Below are 25,284 nucleotides of genomic sequence, written 5' to 3'. Positions count from 1 at the left end.
CAGATGGGGGGAAAAGCATGACTGAGCTTACGTTAACCGCTAACAAAAACCAATCCAACAATCTGCTGCGGCGGGACGTTCGTTTTCTGGGGAATATTCTTGGTGAGGTTTTGGTTCATCAGGGTGGCAACGAACTTTTGGATATCGTGGAAAAGATACGTGAGACAAGTAAATCGTTACGTGCCGGGTATCAGCCGGAGTTGTATGAGAATTTCAAACAAATCGTTAGCGGACTGGATACGGACATTCGTCACCAGGTTATTCGCGCGTTTGCGATTTATTTTCAGTTAGTGAATATTGCCGAGCAAAATCATCGTATCCGCCGCAAACGGGACTATGAGCATTCTGCTGGTGAAGATATTCAACGTGGTTCAATTGAAAGTTCTGTTCAGGAGCTTAAGCAGGGTGGATTTTCTGCTGAGGACGTTAGCAGTCTGCTGGAGGAGCTTTCTCTGGAGCTGGTTATGACTGCACATCCTACAGAGGCCACGAGACGGGTGATTTTGGACATTCACAAGCGCATTTCCGAGGACGTCATGCTGTTGGATAATCCTATGCTTACCTTGCGGGAGCGGGAACAGGTGCGGGAAAATCTGCTGAATGAAGTGATTACACTATGGCAGACAGACGAACTGCGTGATCGCAAACCGACTGTGTTAGACGAAGTAAGAAATGGGATGTATTATTTTCATGAGACTTTGTTTCATGTGCTGCCGGATGTATACCAAGAATTGGAACGATGTTTAGGCAAATATTATCCTGAGCAGAGATGGCACATTCCGACCTATTTGAGATTTGGCTCCTGGATCGGTGGGGACCGGGACGGTAACCCGTCTGTTACGGCTCATGTTACTTGGGAAACGTTACGTATGCAGCGTAAGCTGGCTTTGAGAGAATATCAGCACACGCTGAAGGAATTTATGGGTTATCTGAGCTTTAGCACTAGCATTATACGTGTCTCTGATGATTTGCTGGCTTCTATTGAGGAAGACCGTACCCATATTACGCTTAAAAAGATGGAAGTGTGGCATAACGAGAAAGAGCCTTACCGCATCAAGCTAGCCTATATGATAGCCAAGGTGAATAATATCCTGGATGAAAGCAAGCAGGGCACGAAGGAACGTTATAGTTGTGCTGAAGAGCTTATTGCGGATCTGAACGTTATTGACGACAGCTTGCGTCATCATTTTGCGGATTATGTGGCAGATACTTATATTCAGAAGATGATTCGTCAGGTAGAGCTGTTCGGCTTCCATACGGCTACGCTGGATGTACGCCAGCATAGTCAGGAGCATGAAAATGCAATGACTGAAATTCTCTCTAAAATGAATATTGTTGCGGATTATGGCAAGCTGCCTGAGGAAGAGAAAATAGACCTGCTGGAAAAGCTGCTGAATGAGCCTCGTCCGATTACATCGCCGTATTTGAAATATAGCGACAGCACTCAAGAATGTCTTGATGTATATCGTACGATTTATCTGGCTCAGGAGGAATTTGGCAAGCAATCCATTACAAGCTACTTGATCAGTATGACTCAGGGAGCAAGCGATTTACTGGAAGTTATGGTGCTGTCTAAAGAAGTGGGGCTGTTCCGTATCGAGAAAGATGGTACAGTCGTATGTACATTGCAATCCGTTCCTCTGTTTGAAACGATAGACGATCTGCATGCTGCCCCTAGTATTATGAAAAGGCTGCTGAACTTGCCTGTATATCGCCAATCCGTAGCAGCAATGGATCAGCTCCAAGAGATCATGCTGGGATATTCAGATAGTAACAAGGACGGCGGTGTGGTTACTGCGAACTGGGAGCTTCGGGTTGCGATGAACAGCATTACGGAAGTGGTTAATGAGTTCGGTGTAAAAGTGAAGTTCTTCCATGGACGTGGAGGAGCACTGGGACGCGGAGGAATGCCGCTTAACCGTAGCATTTTGGCCCAACCTCCACATACGATCGGAGGCGGAATCAAGATTACGGAGCAGGGTGAGGTACTCTCATCCAGATACTCGCTCAAGGGCATCGCTTATCGAAGCTTGGAACAGGCAACGTCAGCTCTGATTACCGCAGTTGCGTATAACCGTTCCGGTAAGAAGGAAGTGTTCGAGGAGAGCTGGGAGGAGATCATCGCCCATATTTCCGAGGTATCGCTGGAGAAGTATCAGGATTTGATTTTCCGCGACCCGGATTTCTTTGCTTTCTTCAAGGAATCAACGCCATTGCCTGAGGTGGGCGAACTGAATATCGGCTCTCGTCCATCCAAACGTAAGAACAGTGAACGTTTTGAGGACTTGCGCGCTATTCCATGGGTTTTTGCATGGACGCAAAGCCGGTACTTGCTACCTGCTTGGTACGCGGCTGGAACAGGGCTGCAAAGCTTCTATCAGAACAATGAGGATAACCTCAAGGTGCTGCAAACGATGTTCAAGGAATCAGCTTTTTTCCGCTCCCTTATTGATACACTGCAAATGGCGATTGCGAAGGCGGATTTGCTGATTGCAGAGGAATATGCAGGGATGTCCGATAATGAAGAGGCTCGCCAACGCATTTTCGGACAAATTTCAGAGGAATTCAAGCTGACATCCGAGCTGATTTTGAAAATAACAGGACAATCGGAAATTCTGGACGATGTGCCGGTAATTCAGGAGTCCATCCGATTGCGTAATCCTTATGTCGACCCGTTAAGCTACTTGCAGGTTCAGTTGCTTAGTGAGCTACGCGAACTACGTAACCAGAATGGGGATGATGCGGAGCTGCTACGTGAGGTGCTGTTAACCATTAACGGAATTGCCGCAGGGCTGAGAAACACGGGCTGATACAGCTTGTGACCGCATGAACACAGGCAATCGGGCGCTTATGGGTGCCCGATTGTGCTGTTTGCATGCATATGACGGAGCAGGAGTCCAATTGGTGTCAACGCTACAGTTGATTTTCCGATTAAATTGAACTACGATGAATTATCATAACAATGTAATGAGTAACCCATCAGCAAGTCTGGGGGAGTATAGAGTGGATAATATGGAAAGCCGCTTGGTTAGGCTGGTGCAGAAAGGTGATCAGCGAGCTTTTGCGGAGTTAGTCGAGTTATATAAAGATCGGATTTTCCATCTTTCCTACCGGATGCTTGGGAATCGTCATGAGGCGGAGGATCTGGTGCAGGAAACTTTTTTGCGTGTATATCGTAATTTGGAAAAATATGACCATGGGCAGAAGTTCTCCACATGGATTTACCGAATTGCGACGAATCTGTGCATTGACCGTCTGCGAAGGAGAAAACCTACATATTCACTGGATGCTGAGATGAATGAGCAGGAAGGTGTGGATGGGTATGCGATGCTCGCTAGCGAAGAGCTTACACCCGAAGGGCGTACACTGTTGTCCGAGACACAATCCTTGATTCATGATGCCATTGACAGTCTTCCAGACAAATACCGGACAATTATGGTTTTGCGTTACTTGCAGGAGCTTTCCTTGCAGGAAATTAGCGATGTGCTTAATCTTCCGGTCACTACCATTAAGACGAGGGTTCACAGAGGCCGGGATTTTCTACGCAAAAAATTGGAGCACAAGCTGTAAATCATATGTTCAGGATCTTGGAAAGTGCGCGCACAGATGTTTTTGTGAAACATATTGCTCGTTGTAGCGTATGTAAAGTGAGCAAAGTTTCTAAGCCGGAGCATGTTATGTAGAGGAACACGGAAGAATATTAGAAAGGATTGGCTCATATGGATTGCAAACAAGCCGTCTCTTTTATGCATGACTATCTGGATGGCGACCTGTCTGAGCAGGACAAACAGGAGTTAGAGCATCACTTGTTCACCTGCCCGGAATGCCGCATGCGTTTTAAAGAGCTGGAGCGGACGGATGCGATGCTTTATGGTACACGGCATCAAGTGCCGTGTGTATCGGATGAGCTGACACTTCGCATTATGAATGCTTTGCCGCCGCATAGAAGAGCGCCAATGGTGCCTATGCTGACTTGGGTGAAAAGGCACCCGGCTGTAACGGCCGCTGCTTTCTTTCTTGTTATTATATGCTCAAGTATGGCAAGCTTTTCAACCACAGACCATCAATTGGTAGTCAAGGGAAGCCATCTGGATCAGGTTGTTATTCAAGGGGATACTGTGATAGTGCCTGAAGGTAAATCCATTGCTGGAGATTTGACCGTGCAAAATGGCGAGGCTCGGGTATATGGTGATGTGGAAGGGAATGTAACTGTGATTGATGGTTCCTACTATCAAGCGTCCACAGCACATATTGCAGGACAGGTCAAAAGTATTGATCAAACCTTGGACTGGATTTGGTATAAAGTTACTGATTTGTTCGGGGGTACGTCCTCTCCATAAAAGAAGCTTGAACTGGCAAGAATGATATCGAGCGCCTCTTCCGCTGGAAAAGGCGCTTTTTTTGTATATAAAGCTGGCGATTTGTACTTTATTTTACTGATTTTAGTGGTTCTTTTGTCGTGCGGCTTGCAACGCGGGCCTTATCGTTATAACCTAGATAGAGAGAGCATACTGTGTACATATTACACTTACTCACTACAGAAAATTGCGGGGGCATGCGCATGTTGGATTATTTCGCGGACCTGACTTGGAAAGAGTCCATTAAAGATATTATCGACATTCTGATCGTAACCTATATTATGTATCAACTTATTCTACTTGTTCGTGGAACGCGTGCAGTTCAATTGCTAAAAGGAATTCTGTTCCTGGTGGTCATTTGGGCGGTTAGCACGTGGTTCGATTTGTATACGCTCAAGTGGCTGATGAACCAGATGTTTACCTTTGGTGTGGTAGCTATTTTCATTATTTTTCAGCCTGAATTGCGTCGTGCCCTGGAACAACTGGGGCGAGGCAAGCTGTTTGGGCGTTCGTCTGCGGATGATGAGGAGATAAACAAGTTAATCGGGGAAATGATTAAGGCGCTGAATTATTTATCACGTAGAAAAATAGGAGCTTTGGTCGTATTTGAACGCGAAACGGGGCTAAATGAATACACGGAGTCCGGTATCAAGACACAGGCAGTGGTCAGTTCCGAGTTGCTGATCAATATTTTTATTCCAAATACGCCTCTGCATGATGGTGCGGTCATTATTCAAAATAATCAGATTGCTTCTGCCGCCTGTTACTTACCACTGTCGGAAAATCCATTTATCAGCAAGGAGCTGGGAACTCGTCACCGGGCAGCGATTGGGGTGAGTGAGGTCACGGATGCCGTAACTGTGGTGGTATCAGAGGAGACAGGGCAAATTTCTTTGGCTATCAATGGACAGGTCGTGCGCGATATTAAGGAAGAATCCTTAATATCCAAGCTGTATGAGGAGCTGCGGCCGACACCGTCTTTGAAGGAAAAACGCGGCTCATTCTGGAATCGGAGGGGAGGCCGTGGAAATTCATGATGGACAAATGGATTAACAACAATACGATTTCTAAAATATTGGCACTCGCGGTTGCCGTCTTGCTGTGGGGAATGGTTCATCTGGACACAGGTACGCCTTCGTCCACACTGACCGTTTCTTATGATAATAAAGTGATTGATAATGTTGGCATTCAGGTCAGTGGTTTGGATGAGTCGAAATATGTATTATCTACAATGGATACTGACCATGTGAAGATGGAGGTTAGAGGACAGCGCTCCGTGCTGACTTCTTTTTTCGCAGATAATTACCAGGCTCAATTGGATTTGAGTGGATTAGGGGCAGGTACTAAAACCTTACCGCTTGTAGCGAATCTGCCGAATGGCTTGGAATTGGTGTCTATGACTCCTAGTCGTGTTACGGTCACGATTGAGGAAAAGGCAACGAAATCATTTGATGTTTCTATTGTTTCCAAGGGTAAACCGGATACCGGCTTGCAGCTTGGAGAGCCTGTGGTTGCCCCTCAAATGGTGAAGGTCACCTTGCCTAAAAGCCAGTTGAGCACAGTGGCTGCGGTGCAGGGGGCTGTGGATACGGAGGGAATCTCGGAGAAGTTTGAGCAGAAGCGGGTGAAGCTGAAGGCTTACAACAAAAAGGGACAGGAACTTACAGGAGCGGTTATTGAGCCTTCCACAGTATCTGTTGAAATCCCGGTAACCCAGCAAACGAAGTCCGTGCCTGTAAAAATTGTCTATTCCGGGGAGCTGCCGAACGGTTTGGCGCTTTCCAAAGTAAATGCAAATGTAAAAGAAGCGGTCGTTTACGCTTCGCAGGATGTTTTGAGCAGCCTTAGCACCTATGTTACGGCTACACTCGATCTGAGCCAATTAACGGAAGCAGGGACCCACACAGTTCAAGCTAATTTGGCAGCGCCCGCCGGTTCTGATAAAATCGAGCCTGGCTCAATACAAATTCAGGTGACAGTTGCGCCTTCTAATCAGGTGACCGATGCGGAGCGGACATTGTCAGGCATTCCGATTGTTGTCCAAGGGGCAGGAGATGGGACGACTGCGACTATTACAACGCCTGCGGACAAGACGATGGATGTTACCGTGAAGGGGCCACAGGATATGATAAGCAATTTAACCAACGATGATATTAGTTTGGTCGCAGATGTAAGTGGTCTGGAGGCTGGTCAGCATGAGGTTGCTTTGAAGGTAGGCCTGCCCAAGTACATTACGCAGTCTGGAAACGCCAGCCAGCTAACGGCAACGGTAAACATTGAGAGCCCTTCAACGCCGGCTGTAACGAATCCGGGCAGTGGGAATGAATCAACCCCTTCCGGTAGCGGTAATAAGGGGCAGGAGAGGCCACAGGAGGGCCAGAGCAGTCAAGGTGGCTCCTCTGATACAAATCCCGGGGACAATGCGGCTGCGGAGGATAAAACAAATCCTCATAACGGCGCAGATTCTTCTGCAAATGGAACCCCGGAGAGCAGTCAGCCATAACATGATTTATCTGTAGTAAATATTTTAAGGTTCATTAGACAAAAAAGGGAGTCATTATACATGGGGAAATATTTTGGTACAGATGGTGTACGAGGCATTGCTAATCAGGAACTTACAGCAGAACTGGCATATAGCATTGGCCGCTGCGGCGGATATGTTTTAGCAGGGAATGTAGAAAAACCGACAGTGGTTATTGGTATGGATACACGGGTGTCCGGTCTGATGCTGGAATCGGCGCTTGTAGCCGGTTTGTTGTCTATCGGGGCTAATGTGGTTCGTCTGGGTATCGTTTCAACGCCGGGAGTCGCTTATCTTACACGTCAATTAAAAGCGGACGCTGGTGTAATGATCTCGGCTTCTCACAATCCGGTGGAAGACAACGGCATTAAGTTTTTTGGCGGCGACGGGTTTAAATTGACAGATGAAACGGAACTGAGAATCGAAGAGCTGATGGATGCGAAAGAGGATCAATTGCCTCGTCCAATTGGCGGCGGATTAGGTACGGTTGTTGTAGACGAGCATTCTCGCTACGATTATCTGGAGTTTTTGAAAACAACGATTAGCCATTCTTTCGAAGGGCTCAAAATCGTACTGGATTGTGCGAACGGAGCGGCTTATGAGCTAGCACCGAAGCTGTTTGCGGAATTGGGAGCCGAAGTTCACACCATCGGTGCGGAACCGAACGGGCTGAATATCAACGATCATTGTGGCTCAACCCATCCTGAGAAGCTGAAAGAGGAAGTACGTCGCTTGAAAGCTGACATTGGTCTGGCCTTTGATGGCGATGCAGACCGTCTGATTGCGATTGATGAGAACGGGGAAGAGGTAGACGGCGACTATATCCTTTGCATCTGTGGGGATGCGCTGAACCGCGCTGGAAAGCTCAAGGACAGCACCATTGTATCGACTGTGATGAGTAATATTGGTTTTTACAAAGCAACGGAAAAGCTGGCGCTCAAGACTGCAAAAACTGCGGTTGGTGACCGTTATGTGATGGAGGAAATGCGTCGGGGCGGCTTTAATCTGGGCGGTGAGCAGTCTGGTCACGTTATTTTCCTCGATTACAATACGACGGGCGACGGTATGTTGACTGGGATTCAACTGGTGGACACCCTGAAAGCTTCCGGTAAAAAGATGAGTGAGCTGAAATCGCTCATGAAGCAGTATCCGCAAGTGCTGGTTAATGTGCGTGTACAAGACAAACGCAATTACGAGGGCAATCCTGCCATTGCAGAAGCGATTGAGCAGGTGGAACAGCAATTAGGCGATAATGGACGCGTATTGGTTCGTGCTTCCGGTACAGAATCGCTTATTCGTGTTATGGCTGAAGGTCCGGATAAGGATGAGCTAGAGCAGTTTGTCGGACAGATCGTAGATGTTGTAAAAAAAGAATTGGTTTAAAATTTTGTAAACGGCGGTTGCCTGTTGAAAGTAAGCAGGCGACCGCGTTTGCAGATATTATTTTTAATTGAATACTTGCCTGAACTTGCAAATATGAATAAAGTGTCATTGCCAAATGTTGCTGAGCTGAATATAATATAGGGATGCTGTGACTCAGATAGAGAAAGCGAGGGTTGTAAGGTAATGTAATACAAGCGCCAGAGCTTGATTTTGCGCGGGGGAACTTGTTGGTTAAGCAGGCATCCAGTTGGGATGATGTTGCTAACAGATGGGTTCACGGCAAAACGAGCTGACGAGGTGAGGGTGTTCGAAACATTCGGCGGGGACCTTCCGGTGAAGCATCGAGCCGTAAATCGGCAGCGGAAAATAAGCAGGCAACTGTTTACACAACGCACCGGTAGATGCTTTTATTTATAACCTAAATTATAAGATTCATTTCATGAATGTGCGGCCATCATCATTGGCGTGCGCGGTTTGGGAATTTCGTTACATTCGTGAAGAGATGCCTGTAATTTCTATAGTTATCATTGACAACTTCATAGATGAATGAACTTTATTCCGCAATCTACCGTACACGTTAGTCCTGTGATGAGTCGTCCTGTGAAATGATGATCGGGAGGATAACGAATATGTGTGGCATTGTAGGATATATTGGTGATCAGAATACGCAAGAGGTATTGATTGACGGGTTGAAAAAGCTGGAGTACCGCGGTTATGACTCTGCGGGTATTGCTGTGTTTACAGATTCAGGACTGCAAGTAGCCAAGGCTAAAGGTCGTCTGGCGAATCTGGAAGCGAAGCTGGATGGTGCGCCGCTGGTAGGCCATGCAGGTATCGGGCATACACGTTGGGCAACACACGGTAAGCCTTCAGATGAAAACTCCCATCCGCATTTGGATGAGAGTCAAAAATTCTCCGTGGTTCATAACGGGATTATCGAGAACTATCTGGAGCTGAAAGAACAGTTGATCAGCGAAGGTCATACCTTTATTTCTGAAACGGATACGGAAATTATTTCCCACCTGGTTGCGCGTGAATATAAAGGGGATATCGTCAAAGCGGTACAAAAAGCAATTACCTTTATGCGCGGTGCCTTTGCACTGGGTGTGCTGACAGAGCACGAGCCTAATAAGCTGGTAGCTGTTCGTCAAGCTAGCCCGCTGGTTATTGGTGTGGGAGAAGGCGAGAACTTTATCGGTTCCGATATTCCGGCTATTCTGAAATATACACGCAATGTATTTATTTTGAACGATGGCGAAATGGCTGTTTTGACCAGTGATGCCGTCGAATTAATGACAATCGAAGGCCAATTTATTTCTCGGGAAATGATTCATGTCGAATGGGATGCTGTAACAGCGGAAAAAGGCGGCTATGAGCATTTCATGTTGAAAGAAATTCACGAACAGCCTAAGGCTTACCGTGATACAATGTTGGGCCGAATCGACAAAGAAACTAAAAGAGTTGTTCTTCCTGAGTTGAAGCTGACAGAAGAACAAATTAAAAATATTCGCAATATTCAAATCATTGCTTGTGGTACAGCCTACAATGCTGGTTTGATTGGGCGTACGGTCATTGAAAGCCTGGCTCGTATTCCGGTGGAAAACGACGTGGCTTCAGAGTATCGTTATCGCTCGCCAATCGTAACACCAGAGACATTGGTAATCGTAGTGAGTCAATCCGGTGAAACTGCCGATACGTTGGCAGCACTGCGTGAAGCACAAGCGAACGGCGCTCATGTACTGGCGATTACAAACGTAGTTGGCAGCTCCATTGCCCGCGATGCAGACGATGTGTTGGTTACACTGGCAGGACCTGAAATTGCCGTAGCCTCGACCAAGGCATATTCTTCGCAGTTGATTGCGTTTTACCTGTTTAGTCTGTATCTGGCTCAAGTACGTGGCACACAAACGGATGAGCAAGTAGCTCATGTGTTGGCTGCTATGGAATCATTGCCAGAGCAAGTGGAAGAAATGCTGAACAAAGCAGACGCGATCAAAGCATATGCTGAGCAAATTGCCAGCCACAAGCACCTGTTCTTTATTGGTCGCGGTCAGGACTATGGTGTAGTACAGGAAGGTTCCCTGAAGCTCAAGGAAATCTCCTACATTCATTCCGAGGCTTATGCCGCGGGTGAACTGAAGCATGGTACGCTGGCATTGATCGAAGACGGTATTCCAGTTATTGCTTTGGTAACACAGGAATCCGTGTTGGAGAAAACCGTGAGCAACATTAAGGAAGTCAAGGCCCGTGGTGGTGACGTACTTGCAATCACGTATGAAGAGCATGCTGTTGAGCTACTGAAATCCGTGGATCAAGTATTTGCAATTCCGAAGACACTTCCGATTCTGTCGGCTGCCATTTCAGTTGTAGCTCTTCAACTGTTGGCTTACTATGCTTCCCTTGCATTGGGGCATGATGTTGACAAACCACGTAACCTGGCGAAAAGTGTAACGGTTGAGTAAGGGCAGATATAAAGGCACCACTGTTGTGTACAGACAATAAAGTTGTGTACTAAATATTAATGACAAATAACAATAATATCTCTTCTTAGTAAGTATTTAACAAACGCCCGATGAGCAAGTATCATCGGGCTTTTTTATTAAATTAAGGAGGGGACTGCTTTGGCTTAATCAGAACGAGTATAAGCTACATAACGAATCAAATGCCCTCGAATCCTTTCCTGTAGCGGTATCAAAAGTGCTCTTTAATGAGATGGAGCAGGAAAATTTCAACTCTCTGTTGAAAATATTATGGGAAATCAAGAGTTAGTTGTCATGATACGTAATAAATGCTTTTTATGTTGCAATACAACAAACTTTCTGGTCTGAATATAAATTTTATAATTTGAAGATATTTGTATTTTATGGATAGTAGGTGAAACGGTGAAAACTTTGGGTGAAAAGATAAAGAGTATAAGAAAATTAAATAAGCTTAATCAAACTGACTTTTCATCAGCTATTGGTGTTTCTCAAGGTACATTGAGTGAATTGGAAAAGGATAAGTACAAACCATCCTTAGAAACCATAATTGCGCTAAAACTAAATTTTGATGTTGATTTGGATTGGTTGTTACTTGAGGGGGCGGTAGCTTCTAATAGCGGATTATTTTGTGTGAAAATAGATGATCTTGAATCCAATGTAATCTCAGGATTTCGAAAATTAAGCCTGGGTGACAAGCAGGAAATAGAGGGGATCGTACAGTTAAAGTTAAAGCGGTATAGAGAGAAATGAACCTTCGCGGAACTATAAAAGGGACTCAGCCTTCTGTAGTCGAATCGTGCGGAGCTTATTGATTTCTTTTAACACACTCTCAAGCCCTGCTCGTCCGGGATCAGCTTTCAATTCATGAAACGATAACTGTCCATGCTCTTCTCCGGAAACGTCCGCGTCATCGGTTTCCATATAAGCGATACGATCAATCAAGGAGTCTAACTTGACTAAGGTTGAGGGAGGCAGTTAGTGATAAGTCGTTTGAAAGAAATTTTCTTCGTAGGTGTATATGACAGATCGAATGAGCCGTTCGATGCGGTCTGGGGTGAGGGGGGGCGATTTTCGGCTCACGAAATCGACTGTAGACATGTCCCTTTAATGTTCAACATCATGGTCATAATACAGGACATGCTGATATTTCCTGTACGTCCCCTATCGTATCCTCGCGAAAGCCAAAGAACTCACGGATTTGTGTCCGATGGTACGTGATGGAACGGCCCATCCAATCGTACTTGGCATACAGTTCTAGGAGTCCCGCCAACATTTTAACGAAAATATACGCTAAGCCGTCGGATGTGACCGGCTTAGCGTTCAGATCATAAGTTTGTTTAGTATAATTTTAATCCCCCCCCAAGTTTTAGTCCTATATACCCATAATAACTTTATATATCAATAGATTTTAAATAATGATCGAAACTAAACAAGTGATAAATACATGACTTAACAATTTGTTTTTTTATATTAACAAAAATACGTTTTTCATAAAACCAGCAAGGGAGAATTGCGTCACAAAAAAATGACACCATTCTCCCCTACAGCTTACTTTAATATTCTCCTTTTATTACAAAAAACGAGCCCCGAATGGTTCCAGCTAGTTTAGACTTTTGCCTGGCGAACTTAAACTTCACATCCACTCCTTAGCATGCTTTTTTATTAATGAAATCATACTTTTCATTGATGGTGAAAGCCATTTATCTTTGTGGTAAGCAAGGTACGTTGAAACTGCGGTAAGATCAGATTCGACCTCTTCCCCGATTAATTTATGGCTTTCCAATTCCTCTTGTACCGAAAAATAAGGAACCATGGATATTCCTAAACCGCTCCTAACACATTGTTTAATCGCTTCGATGCTCTGAAATTCCAGACTTTCTTTAACTTTTAATTTCTTGTAATGGATATATTCATTAAAAACAGCCTTATAACCGCAACTACGTTCGGTATAAAGTACAGCCCCCAGTTCAAGTTTCTTTTCAAGAGTCGGGCTGATGATCACCATTTTTTCTCTCATCAGCTGTTCACAGTGGAGTTCGGGCAATTTCCATCCATCACTTTCCAATACTAATGCAATATCGATTTCTCCTGTTTGAAGACAGGCCATAATATCTTGGAAATCAAGTGTTTTGAGGGATAAATTCACATTCCGATATACTTTTTTATACTCGACAAGAAGAGATGGGACGCGATGAATCATAAGTGATTCCGATACACCCAGTGTAAGATCACCTGTAGGTTCGTTGTCTGTCGTTAAAGCTTGATCGTATAATTCAATGATTTTTAAAGCGTAAGGAAGAAACTGTTCTCCGTAGTGGGTTAGCACGACTTTTTTACCCAAACGATCAAAAACAGGTTTTCCGATCTCAGCTTCCAACTCCTTGATATGTGCAGTGACGGAGGACTGGGCGTAACCTAGATGCTCAGCAGCTTTTTTAAATCCGCCTTTTTCAACAATAGTTTTCAGGGTTATGAGATGACGAAGCTCCACGTTTTCACACCTTTGTATGTAAAATTTATGACATGACTATAGTTCATTATTAATGAACGTTTAATTCTAATATATCAATTTTACTGCACATAAAACTCTGATTTATAATGTACCTGTCTGCAGACAACAATTCAACCTAAGTTTATCGGACGATGTGATCCTGCCAGGAACCCGAACTCTACAAAGGAGTGTGAATTCAAAAATGGACAACACAGGCAAGAAGAAGATTATTGAACACTTCCTCAGCCTTTATGGGCAAGGTCGTTGGGGGGACCCTCAGAACACGGAGCCGTTGAATGCACTACTCGACATGCTCACCGATGATGTCGAGTGGTGGATGAGCGGACTTCCACACCCCGGGTTCGTCTCCAAGGATGAATTCCGATCGATGCTGGCCCCGCTGAACGACATTACTGACGGGCCACTTCAGATCGTCCCTACCGGTTGGATCATCCAAGGGGACCGTGTGGCAGTGGAGGCCTACTCAACGATGAAGTTGAAGAGTGGACTTCGCTATCAGAACCATTATCATTTTCTCTTTGAGCTCCGGGGCGATAAAATCGCCGTCTACCACGAGCATCACGACACGGCCCACGTTAACGACGTATTAGTCAATATCACGGGTGACGCCGGGAAATAAGCAAAAAGGATGAGTTTAGATCCACCGTTTGCCGAATGTGAATCTTGCTCATCCTTTTTCAACCATTACAATATTTCAATGTACCCTTCTGTTCCATTCACGCGAATGCGTTGCCCGTCTTTGATCAGCCCGGTAGCATTTTCCACTCCGACAACTGCCGGCAAGCCATATTCACGAGCGATAACGGCTCCATGGGTCATCAGTCCGCCAACTTCGGTAACCAGGCCTTTAATGGATACAAATAATGATGTCCAGCCAGGGTCAGTAAAGGCGGTGACTAGGTCGTGTCTGAAACTCCTTCATTGAGTCAATTTGAAAATGGCAGCTACGTATACAAACGCCAAGAATGACTTTGGCCAACTTGTCGTAACGAGTAGCCACACGGCGAAAGTGTTTGATTTTATTGAAAAAGCACTCCACTAAGTGGCGTTCTTTGTAACGATACCAATCGACTTTCCAAGGGTTTTGACTATTCGCTTTAGGCGGGATGGTGTAGGATGCCTGCTTAGCTGTAATCCAATTCCGAATCGCTTGTGAGCCATAGGCTTTGTCGCCAAGAATATGACTTCCTGTAATATCAAGCTTCTGAAGTAAATCGATCGCTGGAACAGAATCATAGACTTGACCACCCGTCAGAAGAAAAGCGAGGGGATTTCCTAATCCATCGACGACCGTGTGAAGTTTGGTTGTCTTTCCGCCACGACTGACGCCGATGTGTTGATTCACTTCGTGTCCTTCAACGTTTTTTTAGCACCGGCACTATGTTGATGGGCTTTGACCGATGTAGAATCAATGCTCAAGTTTTCAAAGTCAGGTTCGATCTGGAGAGATTGGAAGATAGTGACAAGCAGTCCGGTATCTCGCCACTTGCAAAAGCGACTGTAGACCGTTTTCCATGAACCATAGCGTTCCTCCGGTAGATCACGCCAGGCAGCACCACTTCGAGCGATCCATAGAAAAGCGTTAAACATGGTTCGTTCACTTAATTTTGACGGACGTCCTGTTTTGTAGGGTGGAAACATGCCCTTAATTTGATCCCACTGTTCATCGCTTATTTCGTACCGTCTTTGAATCATCTTGACGCTCCATTCGTTTTTCTCAAATCTTACCATGTTATTTAGTTTTCAGACACATCCTAGAAAAATCAGATATCACACATCTAAAAGTCAGGCACCTTCCCAGATCTGTGTCTATGTCCCCTTTGTTTCATTGAAGACATGCATAAATATGGTGATCCTTATTGGCATAGATCACATCAATTAGCGGGTACCCTCGTGTGCGACACCCACAATATAATGCTCCTATCTGAATGCCCTGTATGTGGTGAAGTACTGGCGACAAGTACGGAGAAAATCCCCAAGGTTCCTTCTTTATTTTGCTCCTCCGGACATTCCCTTGAATGTGTTATTCCTAACCATAACAAGATCCTCTTAACAATTGCATGTGAAAATCGTTTGTTACTAGACGAAAAAGTGAATCTTGATGTCATAGAAATTGAAGAGAAAATGAAGGGAATATTACTCTACAAAGAGCATATTTCGAATAAACATACATCAAGGAATATAAAAGTAAACCGAAAATTCCAGGCTAAATTTAGTGAGGAATATGTGAATCGAATTGAAGATTCCATCCAAAGTTTGAAAGTTAATTCTATATGGAAAAAACAATCTATTCACCCTATATTTTATGTACTGTACATGATATATTTCTCAGGCTCAATAACTAACTTTGTACATGAGGATAAATATCTACCGTGGAAAAATATGAAATCTTGGCCATGCCCTAATAAAGTGTGTCCTAATTATAAACAACTAGTTGTTCAATTGGTGGATAGTAAAATGATATCTGGTGATATTTATGGCTATTTTATGTGTCCTACATGCGGGTATGCCTACTCCGAATGTGATGGAGACAATTTAGGGACTTTAGATATTATATCTAAAGGTCATTTGTGGGAAGCAAAATTTAAGGAACTCCTTTATAGAGAAGATATATCTTTTGATGACATGAAAGAAATTTTAGGTACTACTTTTTATTGGATAGAAAAAGAACTTAAAAAGTACGAAGACCTAGGTTTAGAACTTCTATTAGAAAAATTGTATTCTAAAGAGATATTAGAAAATATAAAGACGGACGCACATATTAATAAAAAATGAAATTAAAATCAGTACTTTAATAATATTATTAGCACTATTTTTTTGAAGAATAAATTACAAAAACTGGACTTCAGTACACAACTTTATTGTATATTACAAAATCGAAAAATCGGAAAAAACGTTGATACACCAAGGGGGGCTAGTACACAACTTTATTGTATGTACACAACTGTTGTTCAGATGTCCAGTGCCATTTCAGTTGTGAAGTTACTTTTATGACTTTTTTGCCATTATAAATACAACACCATTCTTAATTTGAAATATCACCTACAAGAAAATGCAGTACCTTAACTCAAACAGTCCCGATGAAAAGTTTTTATATCGGGACTGTTTTATTTTTATAGATAAGTAGGTGGAACAATGAAGACTATAGGAGAAAAAATAAAGAGTATTCGGAAAACGAATAAACTCAATCAAATTCAGTTCTCACAGATTATTGGCGTATCGCAAGGGACATTGAGTGAATTGGAACAAGATAAATATAAGCCGTCATTAGAAACCATAATTGCCCTAAAACTAAACTTTAATGTTAACTTGGAGTGGCTGCTAATCGAGGAGTATATAAGTTCTAATAGTACGTTGTTTTGTACACAATTAGATAATCTTGAATCAACTTTAATTTCAGAATTTCGAAAGTTAAATGTGGGAGACAAACATGAAATTCAGGAAATCATAAATTTAAGCTAAAACGTTATAAATATAAATAGGAATATCCTGAGTCGCTGCAAATGGAATTATTTGATTATAACGGGGTAGTATCTTTGATGTGTAACTGAATTACGAGTTGACAATCATACAGGCGAAGCAGATGATGGTTATCGATCATCAGTCGTATGGACTTAAAATGTATAAGTATTAAAAGTAGGCCCTATAGAAATATCATATTATTAACCAGGGGAATATGAAAAAAATTGTAGATATGAAAATGAAGATGTAAAATCAGAATAATCCGCCACTGTATAAATATTCTTTAAGGACTGGTATTGGTAGTTCAACAAGTGAAAGCACAGTATACCAGACAACTCCAAGGAAGCAAAACCAGCGGAGATAGCCGCTCGCTTGTGTATTACTTCGACGTCGCGAAGTGCAAAGCCTGTCCGCTTCGCGAAGGCTGCTACAAGCCAGGTGCTAAAAGCAAGACTTACTCGATCCGCATCCTTTCCGAACAGTTCAAAGAGCAAATCGAGTTCGAACTCAGCGGTACATTCAAAGAACGTATCAAGCGACGGCCGATCATTGAACACAAAAATGCGGAAATGAAGAGATTCCACGGTATGGACATAGCCAGATACCGGGGTCTATTCCGCATGCGAATACAAGCGTACCTCACAGCTTTCGTCGTAAACGTAAAGCGTATGGTGAAGTTAAAAGAGCAAAAGCAGCCCGCCCTCAACTGAGGATGGACTGCTTTTTTCGATTCACAGATTCCTTTTTTCCAATTCAGAACTCAAACTGCGACCAAACCAAGGGTTTTGCAGGGCTCTCCTACAGGGCTGCTTTTGTACTACGGGCTAATTGCTCGTGTATTTTACCCAATCGTATTCGGCGTATAGCGGATTCGCTCCGTTATACGGACCTAGCCAGTCGTCAACACCAGTGCCATTCCATAAATTCATCATAATCTTGCCTGGCGTGCTCGGTATGTTCGTAGTTGCTGTATGCTTTAGAACCCCGTCAACATACCACTTAATGTATCCTGGCTGCCAATCGAATGCATAGGTGTGAAAGCCTCTTGATGCATCAAAGCCCAGATCAACAATCTTCTCGTGACCACCGACCCCGTTTGTATAATAGTTGAATTGCACTTTTGTCGTGTCTTTGCCTAAAAATTCAATATCTATTTCATCCCATGGCGTGCCATCAGTTGGTCCCGTATACGTAAAAAAGGAAGATACGATCCCTGTATTTTTAGCAGGCTTCATGCTGACCTCGTATAAGCCGTATCTGTAAGTATTCGTCGATCGATACTCTCCGCAGTCAAATTTATTGTACGCGGAACTCGTTAAGCCAAGCTTCATTTTGCCATCGTTCGTAAAATTGACATTATTGGCACGCCAAGTGCAATTAAACATGTTCCCATTGGAATATCCGTCCGCCTTTTGCCATACACCCGAATTGAAACCATTAAGTGGTTCCCAAAAAACATTCCCCGCATAAACGCTTACCGAAAAAAACAGAGAGACAATACCAGTGACCATTAAAGTAAACCAAGATTTCTTCTTCATTTTACACCTCCCTAAAAGATTGACCAAACATGAAAGAAATGGCTGACAATGATACATTATTTCAAGTATTGGCTATCTTACCGGACAAATATAAAACGCTTCCATATTTGGTATTTTCATTGTAGTCTGAAATTGAGGCGTACACAATAGCAAACTTAACGCTCGAAACATAATTTAAAAAAAACTAAATTTTATCAAGTTGTGATTTAAAAATGCACCGCGGGGCCGCTACTCACGCCGATAACTAGAGCGCCTACGCCGGGCGAGAGCACCCCGGCCAAAGCGCTCTATGTTCCTGTCGTTCGTTTCACGCAGCCCACGGAGCGAAAGAGCTGTGGGCCAAATCCAAGATGGCATGCACACAACATGAGCCGCTACGCTGGCGCTGCGCTATTCATCATGTATGCATTCACAGAGCAGCACCATGATTCCGCCGCACTTCATCATCGTGCTATAGAAGCTGAATCAAAGAAGGATGGTTAAAGAAAAGATAGCAAGACCTTTTTAGGGGGGGGGACTTGCTATCTTTATGGTTTAGAGCAATTTTTCCATAATCATTACGTCTATATATTGGCCGTCCATTAACCCCTTGCTTTTCAAAAACGCCGACTTCACGGTAACCGATCTTCCGATAAAGCCTCTGACCGTTTTCATTAAAGGGGAAGGTGAACAGGACGATCTTATAAAAATTGTTTTTCTTGGCCTCTTTCTCTAATTCCGAATGAAACGCACTACCAACGCCTTTACTGCGGAAGGTTCGGTCTACGTAAATCGAAAGGTCCGCAACGCCATCATAAGCACAACGATGAGAATAACGATTTAAAGAAGCCCAGCCAACCACGATCCCATACGATTCTGCGACCAAAACGCCCTGGGTACCCCATGAGATTACAGGATATAAACAGCTCAAAGCCCTCGGAGAAGCAAATTTGGTATAGATACCGAAGGTACTAAAATGACAATTACCGATGAAGCGAGAGAGTTTATTGAAAAGATGATGAAGGAAGCTGGAGTGTCTACCTTGCGTATTGGATGTGCGGGAGCAGGCTGCTGTGGACCCAGCTACGAGTTGTCTCTTGAGAAGTCACAAGAGAAACGATGCGGTAAGTCTAGTCAATGAGGTCGAGGTGGCGGTTGACCGCAGGTGGCTGACCAGGTTTGTGGACTTACCCTTGGATACATTCAAGATGAGCAAGGTTCAGGACTAACGATGAGTAGCGGCAGCAGCAGCTGTTAAGCTGATAGGAGGACAATGATGATGGCGAATTATCACACGCTTGTTTAGAATAAAGTATATATTGGCGGAGAGAGTGCATTGCTCGAAGCCCTTCGGGAGCAAGAGATCTCAGATGTTTTTGATCTGAGAGATAACGGCACAGAGGCAGAGGGATTTCCGGCAATTCACGTATTGGCATTCATTAAAAGAGCCTCGATTAATGTGCGGCTCTTCTTTTTTATGCATTTGTTTTCCTACGAAATTCCGTAGGACTTAATCCAGTCCATCTTTTAAATTGTCTGCTGAAATGAGAGAGGTTTTTGTAGCCTAATTGATTGGCGATCTCGTTCAATGATGTTTTCGGTTGCTGAAGCAGAATTTTGGCTTCTTGCAACTTCAATCCGGATAAGTAGGTTCGGGGTGACATATGATACACTTTTTGGAACACTTCTAAACCATAATTCGGACTGATTCCAAGAGAAGCAATAATCGGTTGGATATGAACCGAAAAATCTACATTTTCGTTCTTTTCCATGCATTTTTTTGAAAGCCCCTTTAATTGCTTCGGCAATTTCTTTGGCATATTTGACTGTAGTCATTGTTTGATGTGTCCGCAAGTCCGCGTTCGACGGTTGTATATCTACCAAAACTTGCAATAGTTCAAAGAGAATTACCTGCGCTAGCCATTTCTCAAGGTTCCTTTTTAATCTTTCATAGTAAGGGCTGGAAGGCTTATAAACCCAATCACAGTCTTTCATTATTTTCATTCGTAAAGAAGGCTCGTCTATATCGAAATGAGCACAAAAATAAGTCATGGAATTGGCTGATATACATCGGTTAGTGTGCTCAAAACCCGGAGGAATTAAAAGAATATCATCTTTTCCGATAATATACTGTTCATTTTCAATAAGAGTCTCTTGTGCGCCGTCTAGAACAATAAGGATTTCAAACGCATGGTGAAATTCCTTTATCATGGACCAATTTGAATGAACGGTTCAACAGATTTAGCAAATTGGGAACCGATTGGTTTCTTGCTTGAAAAGAACGAAGTTGATATTGTAATTACCGAAATTGATTTAGAATATGGCGGAAAGGTTGGCAAATGGCACCGGGTAACACAAGGGTTTACCAGTCGCGGCTGCGCTGAGGCACCTCAAATCTATAAGCGAAATGAATATTATTATCTCATATTAGCTGCTGGGGGAACAGGATATGCACACGGCGTAGAAATTGGACGTTCAAAAAATATCTTCGGTCCGTATGAATCGCATCCGTCGGGTGAGCCGATCATTACTTCTTCGCCGCGTCACCTTTTTTCACTGGGCGATCCGGATGCGGGCCACTTTGAAATGTACAATCCAAAGTCAGTAATGCAAAAAGCAGGGCACGGATCTTTGGATCAAACTCAAACAGGTGAATGGTATATTGCTCATCTCATGTCGCGACCTCTCGAAGGAACACTCTTAAACCCTTTAGGGCGTGAAACATCTATTCAAAAAATGAAGTGGACAGCAGATGAATGGCTCGAAATGAAAGACGGTTCAAATTTAGCGAAAATGGAAGTCGAGGAAATGGAGGGCGTGCAATTATCCAAGCAATCCTCTTATGACATCTTTGATCATTTTGACAATAGCACATATAACTTGTGTTTTATGACTCCTTATCGAAACCAAAATGCTTGTTGGGTGAATACTAATGAACGTCCCGGATATTTGCGCATTCATGGTGAGAACTCTTTCTTTTCACAAATGAACCCCGCTATTATGGCGACGCGAGCTACTTCGTTCAATTACGAATTTCAAACCAAACTTGAATTTCATCCGGATCATTCATTCAGAAACTGCAGGTATGGGGCTTTATTACGATTCGAACAATTGGATTTATGCTTATTTAACTTATTCAGAGCCAACAGGCACGATTATTTTAAGTTTATTGCAGGCTAAGCTTGGAAAGCGAATTGAATGTGTCCAAAATCCTATATTTGTGCATGAAAATATCGTTGAATTAAGAATTGTCTACAATTCAGGTACAGCCCATATCCTTTATCGTTTGCAAGATAACGTGGAGTGGAAAGTATTAGTGGAAGGTATGGATGCTTCTTATTTGTCTGATGAAGGCGTTAACGGGGAGCCAGGCGAAATTGGCGGATTTACAGGATTGTTTAACTTTGTAGGTTCGGTTGATTCCCATCAGCATGACTCTTTTGCAGATTTTGATTACTATTCGGTAAAGAATTTCTAGTTGCTTTATTTTCAGCCCTAGGCATGATTGTCGCAGCTATTTCCAATATGATCGTCGGCTATATGTCCGATCGTACAAATTCTCGTTTTGAACAGTCGAACACTTAATAATCGTATTACATCTTCAACATTGAGTGACAGGTGTTCAAGTCCAGATTTGAGATTATTTTTATGTTGAAAACGTTCTCTCTATCTTATATAATAAATATATAATTAATATTAGGGTTGTTACTGCATTGCAGGCAAAGCCTAAACGAATCCGTACTAAATTACATTTAGTTTTGGATTAGTTTAGGCTTTTTTTTGCTAGTAAAAAATATAAAGTGGGCGAACTCATGAGGATTAAAAAAGTATTTAACAATAATGTTGCATTGGTTGAAGGACCAAATCGATCCGAGATCATTGTTATTGGAAAGGGACTAGCTTATCAGAAAATTCCAGGTGAAAATATAGATCCATCAAGAATTGAGAAGACTTTCGTGATGGAGACCAATGAATTATCTGAGCGGCTATCTACATTACTGAGTGAGATTCCTCCAAAACATCTTGAATTGACAGATCAAATTATCCGTTATGCAGTAAAAGATCTAAACACTTCTTTTAGCAATAATATATACTTGGCCCTTACAGATCATATTAGTTATGCCGTTACGCGCTCTACACAGGGATTGGGTCTCAAGAATGCGTTGCTCTGGGAGATACAAAAGTTCTATCCGAAAGAATATCACACGGCGATGCATGCATTACACTTAATTGAAAAGGAAACAGGAGTTAAATTGCCTGTAGATGAAGCCGGCTTTATCGCGATGCATTTTGTTAATGGCCAGCAGGATGGTCAAGAGATGGAACAGACCTTAATGGTAACCCAGATGGTTCAAGAAATTCTCAATATAGTAACACTGCACTATGGGATTGAACTAGATGAAGAAACATTAAATTATAGCCGCTTTGTGACTCACTTGAAATATTTCTCTTATCGCACGATGCGTCATGAATCGATTCCTTCTGAGGATGATGAGCTGTACGAACAAGTCATTGCCAAATATCCTGAAGCCTTTGCCTGCAGTGAGAAGGTAAGAGCATATTTACGGGAAGAGTATCAAGTTGAGACAACCGAAGGTGAAATGGTCTATTTCATGCTCCATATTAGGCGTGTGACCAGCAGAGATTAGCCTATTACAATAAATAGCAGGGTTGTTACCATTAGTTGGGCAAAGCCTGGATAAGTGATAAGTGTACTGTTTTTCAGTGTACTTCATCACCTGTTCAGGTTTTTTTATTTCATATAAACCAGAATGAGTTCTAAAGGAGCGAGCACAAATGAAGTACGAAAGATTAGCGAAAGATATCGTGCAGAACATCGGTGGAGAGGAGAATGTTACGAATCTTGTCCATTGTGCAACCCGGTTGAGATTTAATTTAAAAGATAATCATTTACCCGATAAAGAGAAGCTGACAAGCTTAGAAGGAGTGCTGACTGTCGTAGAAAGTGGCGGTCAATTTCAAGTGGTTATCGGAAATGACGTTGCACACGTATATCAAGAGATTATGAAAACCAGCAAACTTGGGACAGGGAATTCTGCATCAGAGGATGCAGATAAACCTAAGGAGAAGATTCTGTCCACAATTTTTGCAGTGATTTCCGGAAGTCTTTCTCCTCTGTTGCCTGCAATGGCCGGAGCAGGGATACTAAAAGCTTTTTTAACCCTGTTCACAACCTTTGGCTGGGTATCTGCGGAAAGTGGAACCTACCTCATTCTGGCTGCAGCAGCTAATGCCGTCTTCTATTTCCTGCCTATATTCCTGGGCGTCTCTGCATCGATTAAATTTGGCGCCAATCCATATGTAGGTGGAGTTATCGGTGCAGCATTGATGGAGCCGAATTTTACGGGGTTATTAGCCAACGGGGACACCTCTTCATTTTTAGGAATTCCTGTCGTCTTAATGGATTATTCGTCAACCGTCTTTCCGGTGTTCGTAGCTATTTGGATATTCTCTTACGTGGAGAAATATTTAAAGAAAGTCATCCATAAAGAGCTGCAGACGTTTTTGGTTCCGTTACTATCCTTAGCCATCATTGTACCACTCACTGCTATGATCTTTGGCCCATTTGGAGTATATATCGGAAATGCAATAGCAGATTCTATTAATTATCTCATGGGAGTAAGCGGCTTGCTGACAGGAGCTGTAATTGGCGGGTTAATCTTCTTCCTTGTTGTTTTTGGCCTACATTGGGGCATAATTCCAATCGTTCTAGCAAATCTAACAAATGGAAACGATCCGATCCTTGCAATGTGGGCTGCCTCTAACTTTGCCATGGCAGGGGTAGCACTAGGTGTATTCCTTAAATCCAAAGAAAAGTCTTTGAAATCAATTGCTGGTTCCTCTACGTTAAGTCTGTTGTTAGCAGGTGTCTCCGAGCCAACTGTCTACGGGATATTGCTGCGTTACAAGCGCACGATCCCATTTGTTATTATTGCTGGAGCTATCGGAGGAGCAATTAATGGCGGTTTCCATACGTATGCTACAGCATTTGTTTTCCAAAATATTTTTTCAATCGGTGCATTTGAACCTGTCGGGTATTATTTAATTGGGATTGCAGTTGCCATGGGTATTGGTTTGATTCTGACGATTCTTTTCGGATACTTGAATAAAAAAGATGTTGCAGTAACTGAGCCGAGTGAAGTAACTCCTAATGTGGAAAACAAGGCTGTTCAACCAGAAGCAAGTGTCAGGTTTACTGATGGTTTGCCGATCTTAAAGAAAGAGGTACTGGTCAGCCCACTAATAGGTGAAGTGAAATCCTTGACTGAAGTTCCCGATCCTGCTTTTGCAGAAGGTGCTATGGGAAAAGGAATTGCAGTTATCCCAAGTGTTGGCCAAGCGTTCTCGCCAGTGAATGGTACGATTGGTACTGTACTCAAGTCCGGCCATGCTGTAATTATAATGTCCGAGAATGGCGCGGAAATATTGATTCACATTGGAATCAACACCGTTCAATTGAAAGGGCAATATTTCACCCCTAGAGTTAAGGCAGGAGATCAGGTCAACAAAGGCGATCTATTAATTGATTTTGATCTTAGAAAGATTAAGGAAGCTGGTTACAATCCAATCACTCCTATTATAATCTCGAATGCCAGTAAGTATTTGGATGTTATTGAAACCACAAAGTCATCGGTTTTGGCACAAGATAATTTGCTGACGCTTGTTGTCTAAGCGAAACTAGGTAGGAAGGAGACTCACATTTGCAATCCAACACATACAGTTTTCCAGAGAACTTCTTATGGGGCGGCGCTGTAGCAGCCAGAAGATATTGCACTGCTTGCAGAAATGGGGTTCCGCTGTTTTCGGACATAGGTTGCATGTTGGCGTATATTCCTGCTTATCCATTGACTAGTACTCCAGAGGATGTTTTTGTGGCGCTGCAAGGGGAGGATATCCTTCATATGCAGCCCAATTCTTTAAAGAGAACAATGTAGTTCTTGAAAAAGAATTTGGGGATGATCTTATTCTGAAAAGCTATCCTGTTGATTATATTGGCTTTAGCTACTATATGAGCCGTGCTGTGAGCGCA

General features: G+C 43.1%; 19 protein-coding genes and 5 pseudogenes. 17 read left to right on the top strand and 7 right to left on the bottom strand.

Annotation, left to right across the window (positions count from 1 at the left end):
• Nucleotides 1–17 precede the first annotated feature (17 nt).
• The 8 genes from ppc to HPL003_RS03555 all read left to right on the top strand — a co-directional run bounded on the left by ppc (nucleotide 18) and on the right by HPL003_RS03555 (nucleotide 11,492).
• On the top strand, nucleotides 18–2,810 hold the full coding sequence (gene ppc, locus HPL003_RS03590; protein ID WP_014278288.1) for a phosphoenolpyruvate carboxylase: 2,793 nt from the start codon (nucleotides 18–20) through the stop codon (nucleotides 2,808–2,810).
• A gap of 193 nt (nucleotides 2,811–3,003) precedes the next feature.
• Nucleotides 3,004–3,570: an RNA polymerase sigma factor SigW gene (gene sigW / locus HPL003_RS03585; protein ID WP_014278287.1), complete on the top strand. Its 567-nt coding sequence runs from the start codon at nucleotides 3,004–3,006 to the stop codon at nucleotides 3,568–3,570.
• A 149-nt stretch (nucleotides 3,571–3,719) separates the two neighbouring features.
• Entirely contained in the window at nucleotides 3,720–4,340 is a 621-nt protein-coding gene (locus HPL003_RS03580; RefSeq protein WP_014278286.1) for an anti-sigma factor, read from the top strand.
• A 221-nt stretch (nucleotides 4,341–4,561) separates the two neighbouring features.
• Nucleotides 4,562–5,395 carry a diadenylate cyclase CdaA gene (gene cdaA, locus HPL003_RS03575; protein ID WP_014278285.1) on the top strand — a complete coding sequence of 278 codons (834 nt, stop codon included), beginning with the start codon at nucleotides 4,562–4,564 and terminating at the stop codon, nucleotides 5,393–5,395.
• Complete coding sequence (locus HPL003_RS03570; RefSeq protein ID WP_014278284.1) at nucleotides 5,392–6,861, top strand: CdaR family protein; 1,470 nt, start codon at nucleotides 5,392–5,394, stop codon at nucleotides 6,859–6,861. The genes cdaA and HPL003_RS03570 overlap by 4 nt, the downstream gene beginning before the upstream one ends.
• 60 nt (nucleotides 6,862–6,921) lie before the next feature.
• The gene (gene glmM / locus HPL003_RS03565; protein WP_014278283.1) at nucleotides 6,922–8,262 is read left to right on the top strand and encodes a phosphoglucosamine mutase; all 1,341 of its coding nucleotides are present in this window, start codon (nucleotides 6,922–6,924) and stop codon (nucleotides 8,260–8,262) included.
• 629 nt (nucleotides 8,263–8,891) lie between these two features.
• The gene (gene glmS, locus HPL003_RS03560) at nucleotides 8,892–10,724 is read left to right on the top strand and encodes a glutamine--fructose-6-phosphate transaminase (isomerizing) (protein ID WP_014278282.1); all 1,833 of its coding nucleotides are present in this window, start codon (nucleotides 8,892–8,894) and stop codon (nucleotides 10,722–10,724) included.
• 420 nt (nucleotides 10,725–11,144) lie between these two features.
• The gene (locus HPL003_RS03555; RefSeq protein ID WP_014278281.1) at nucleotides 11,145–11,492 is read left to right on the top strand and encodes a helix-turn-helix domain-containing protein; all 348 of its coding nucleotides are present in this window, start codon (nucleotides 11,145–11,147) and stop codon (nucleotides 11,490–11,492) included.
• A gap of 883 nt (nucleotides 11,493–12,375) precedes the next feature.
• Here the strand turns inward: HPL003_RS03555 and HPL003_RS03540 are convergent.
• A complete protein-coding gene (locus tag HPL003_RS03540) occupies nucleotides 12,376–13,233 on the bottom strand; it encodes a LysR family transcriptional regulator (protein ID WP_014278277.1) in 858 nt (285 codons plus the stop codon).
• A 202-nt stretch (nucleotides 13,234–13,435) separates the two neighbouring features.
• Here HPL003_RS03540 and HPL003_RS03535 point away from each other — a divergent pair, with 202 nt between their 5' ends.
• On the top strand, nucleotides 13,436–13,873 hold the full coding sequence (locus HPL003_RS03535; protein WP_007432328.1) for a nuclear transport factor 2 family protein: 438 nt from the start codon (nucleotides 13,436–13,438) through the stop codon (nucleotides 13,871–13,873).
• Between the two features lie 65 nt (nucleotides 13,874–13,938).
• Here the strand turns inward: HPL003_RS03535 and HPL003_RS27290 are convergent.
• Together HPL003_RS27290 and HPL003_RS27285 are read right to left on the bottom strand one after the other, a co-directional pair.
• A pseudogene (locus tag HPL003_RS27290) lies at nucleotides 13,939–14,154 on the bottom strand (PEP-utilizing enzyme); the annotation flags it as partial.
• Between the two features lie 18 nt (nucleotides 14,155–14,172).
• Nucleotides 14,173–14,949, bottom strand: a pseudogene (locus HPL003_RS27285) (IS5 family transposase).
• Between the two features lie 108 nt (nucleotides 14,950–15,057).
• Between HPL003_RS27285 and HPL003_RS03520 the strand changes: the two are divergent.
• The 3 genes and pseudogenes from HPL003_RS03520 to HPL003_RS03510 form a co-directional block, all read left to right on the top strand.
• Entirely contained in the window at nucleotides 15,058–16,029 is a 972-nt protein-coding gene (locus HPL003_RS03520) for a TnsD family Tn7-like transposition protein (protein WP_337998900.1), read from the top strand.
• Between the two features lie 360 nt (nucleotides 16,030–16,389).
• Nucleotides 16,390–16,716: a helix-turn-helix domain-containing protein gene (locus HPL003_RS03515; RefSeq protein WP_014278273.1), complete on the top strand. Its 327-nt coding sequence runs from the start codon at nucleotides 16,390–16,392 to the stop codon at nucleotides 16,714–16,716.
• Nucleotides 16,717–17,045: 329 nt separating this feature from the next.
• Nucleotides 17,046–17,426 (top strand): annotated as a pseudogene (locus tag HPL003_RS03510) (transposase); the annotation flags it as partial.
• A 114-nt stretch (nucleotides 17,427–17,540) separates the two neighbouring features.
• On the opposite strand, the gene bglS reads toward HPL003_RS03510, so the two are convergent.
• Nucleotides 17,541–18,254: a beta-glucanase gene (bglS, locus tag HPL003_RS03505; RefSeq protein ID WP_014278271.1), complete on the bottom strand. Its 714-nt coding sequence runs from the start codon at nucleotides 18,252–18,254 to the stop codon at nucleotides 17,541–17,543.
• Between the two features lie 534 nt (nucleotides 18,255–18,788).
• Nucleotides 18,789–19,134: pseudogene (locus tag HPL003_RS03500) on the bottom strand (N-acetyltransferase family protein); the annotation flags it as partial.
• A gap of 75 nt (nucleotides 19,135–19,209) precedes the next feature.
• Here HPL003_RS03500 and HPL003_RS28835 point away from each other — a divergent pair.
• A complete protein-coding gene (locus HPL003_RS28835) occupies nucleotides 19,210–19,374 on the top strand; it encodes a HesB-like domain-containing protein (RefSeq protein WP_014278269.1) in 165 nt (54 codons plus the stop codon).
• Nucleotides 19,375–19,708: 334 nt separating this feature from the next.
• Here HPL003_RS28835 and HPL003_RS30405 read toward each other — a convergent pair whose 3' ends face one another.
• Both HPL003_RS30405 and HPL003_RS30400 read right to left on the bottom strand, forming a co-directional pair.
• Entirely contained in the window at nucleotides 19,709–19,897 is a 189-nt protein-coding gene (locus HPL003_RS30405) for a helix-turn-helix domain-containing protein (protein WP_420795073.1), read from the bottom strand.
• Nucleotides 19,898–20,264: 367 nt separating this feature from the next.
• A pseudogene (locus tag HPL003_RS30400) lies at nucleotides 20,265–20,444 on the bottom strand (AraC family ligand binding domain-containing protein); the annotation flags it as partial.
• A 12-nt stretch (nucleotides 20,445–20,456) separates the two neighbouring features.
• Between HPL003_RS30400 and HPL003_RS03485 the strand changes: the two are divergent.
• From HPL003_RS03485 to HPL003_RS03475, 4 genes are all read left to right on the top strand, one after another.
• Entirely contained in the window at nucleotides 20,457–21,413 is a 957-nt protein-coding gene (locus HPL003_RS03485; protein ID WP_202946280.1) for a family 43 glycosylhydrolase, read from the top strand.
• Nucleotides 21,319–21,711, top strand: coding sequence for a beta-xylosidase family glycoside hydrolase (locus HPL003_RS30155; protein WP_202946279.1), 393 nt, complete (start codon nucleotides 21,319–21,321; stop codon nucleotides 21,709–21,711). The genes HPL003_RS03485 and HPL003_RS30155 overlap by 95 nt, the downstream gene beginning before the upstream one ends.
• Before the next feature lie 334 nt (nucleotides 21,712–22,045).
• On the top strand, nucleotides 22,046–22,882 hold the full coding sequence (licT, locus tag HPL003_RS03480) for a BglG family transcription antiterminator LicT (protein ID WP_014278266.1): 837 nt from the start codon (nucleotides 22,046–22,048) through the stop codon (nucleotides 22,880–22,882).
• Between the two features lie 148 nt (nucleotides 22,883–23,030).
• On the top strand, nucleotides 23,031–24,926 hold the full coding sequence (locus tag HPL003_RS03475) for a beta-glucoside-specific PTS transporter subunit IIABC (protein WP_014278265.1): 1,896 nt from the start codon (nucleotides 23,031–23,033) through the stop codon (nucleotides 24,924–24,926).
• The last annotated feature ends 358 nt before the right edge of the window (nucleotides 24,927–25,284 follow it).

The organism is Paenibacillus terrae HPL-003, from assembly GCF_000235585.1.
Taxonomy (GTDB): Bacteria; Bacillota; Bacilli; order Paenibacillales; family Paenibacillaceae; genus Paenibacillus; species Paenibacillus terrae_B.
The sequence above is the reverse complement of the archived record's forward strand: the minus strand, read 5'-3'. Positions and strand labels throughout refer to the sequence as shown.

What these genes read in the sequence shown, in the direction of transcription:
- ppc (WP_014278288.1), top strand. Translation starts at nt 18, where the DNA reads ATGACTGAGCTTACGTTAACCGCTAACAAAAACCAATCCAACAATCTG.
- HPL003_RS03580 (WP_014278286.1), top strand. Translation starts at nt 3,720, where the DNA reads ATGGATTGCAAACAAGCCGTCTCTTTTATGCATGACTATCTGGATGGC.
- cdaA (WP_014278285.1), top strand. Translation starts at nt 4,562, where the DNA reads ATGTTGGATTATTTCGCGGACCTGACTTGGAAAGAGTCCATTAAAGAT.
- HPL003_RS03570 (WP_014278284.1), top strand. Translation starts at nt 5,392, where the DNA reads ATGATGGACAAATGGATTAACAACAATACGATTTCTAAAATATTGGCA.
- glmM (WP_014278283.1), top strand. Translation starts at nt 6,922, where the DNA reads ATGGGGAAATATTTTGGTACAGATGGTGTACGAGGCATTGCTAATCAG.
- glmS (WP_014278282.1), top strand. Translation starts at nt 8,892, where the DNA reads ATGTGTGGCATTGTAGGATATATTGGTGATCAGAATACGCAAGAGGTA.
- HPL003_RS03535 (WP_007432328.1), top strand. Translation starts at nt 13,436, where the DNA reads ATGGACAACACAGGCAAGAAGAAGATTATTGAACACTTCCTCAGCCTT.
- HPL003_RS03515 (WP_014278273.1), top strand. Translation starts at nt 16,390, where the DNA reads ATGAAGACTATAGGAGAAAAAATAAAGAGTATTCGGAAAACGAATAAA.
- bglS (WP_014278271.1), bottom strand. Translation starts at nt 18,254, where the DNA reads ATGAAGAAGAAATCTTGGTTTACTTTAATGGTCACTGGTATTGTCTCT.
- HPL003_RS28835 (WP_014278269.1), top strand. Translation starts at nt 19,210, where the DNA reads ATGACAATTACCGATGAAGCGAGAGAGTTTATTGAAAAGATGATGAAG.
- HPL003_RS30405 (WP_420795073.1), bottom strand. Translation starts at nt 19,897, where the DNA reads ATGTCACCCCGAACCTACTTATCCGGATTGAAGTTGCAAGAAGCCAAA.
- HPL003_RS03485 (WP_202946280.1), top strand. Translation starts at nt 20,457, where the DNA reads ATGAACGGTTCAACAGATTTAGCAAATTGGGAACCGATTGGTTTCTTG.
- HPL003_RS30155 (WP_202946279.1), top strand. Translation starts at nt 21,319, where the DNA reads ATGGGGCTTTATTACGATTCGAACAATTGGATTTATGCTTATTTAACT.
- licT (WP_014278266.1), top strand. Translation starts at nt 22,046, where the DNA reads ATGAGGATTAAAAAAGTATTTAACAATAATGTTGCATTGGTTGAAGGA.
- HPL003_RS03475 (WP_014278265.1), top strand. Translation starts at nt 23,031, where the DNA reads ATGAAGTACGAAAGATTAGCGAAAGATATCGTGCAGAACATCGGTGGA.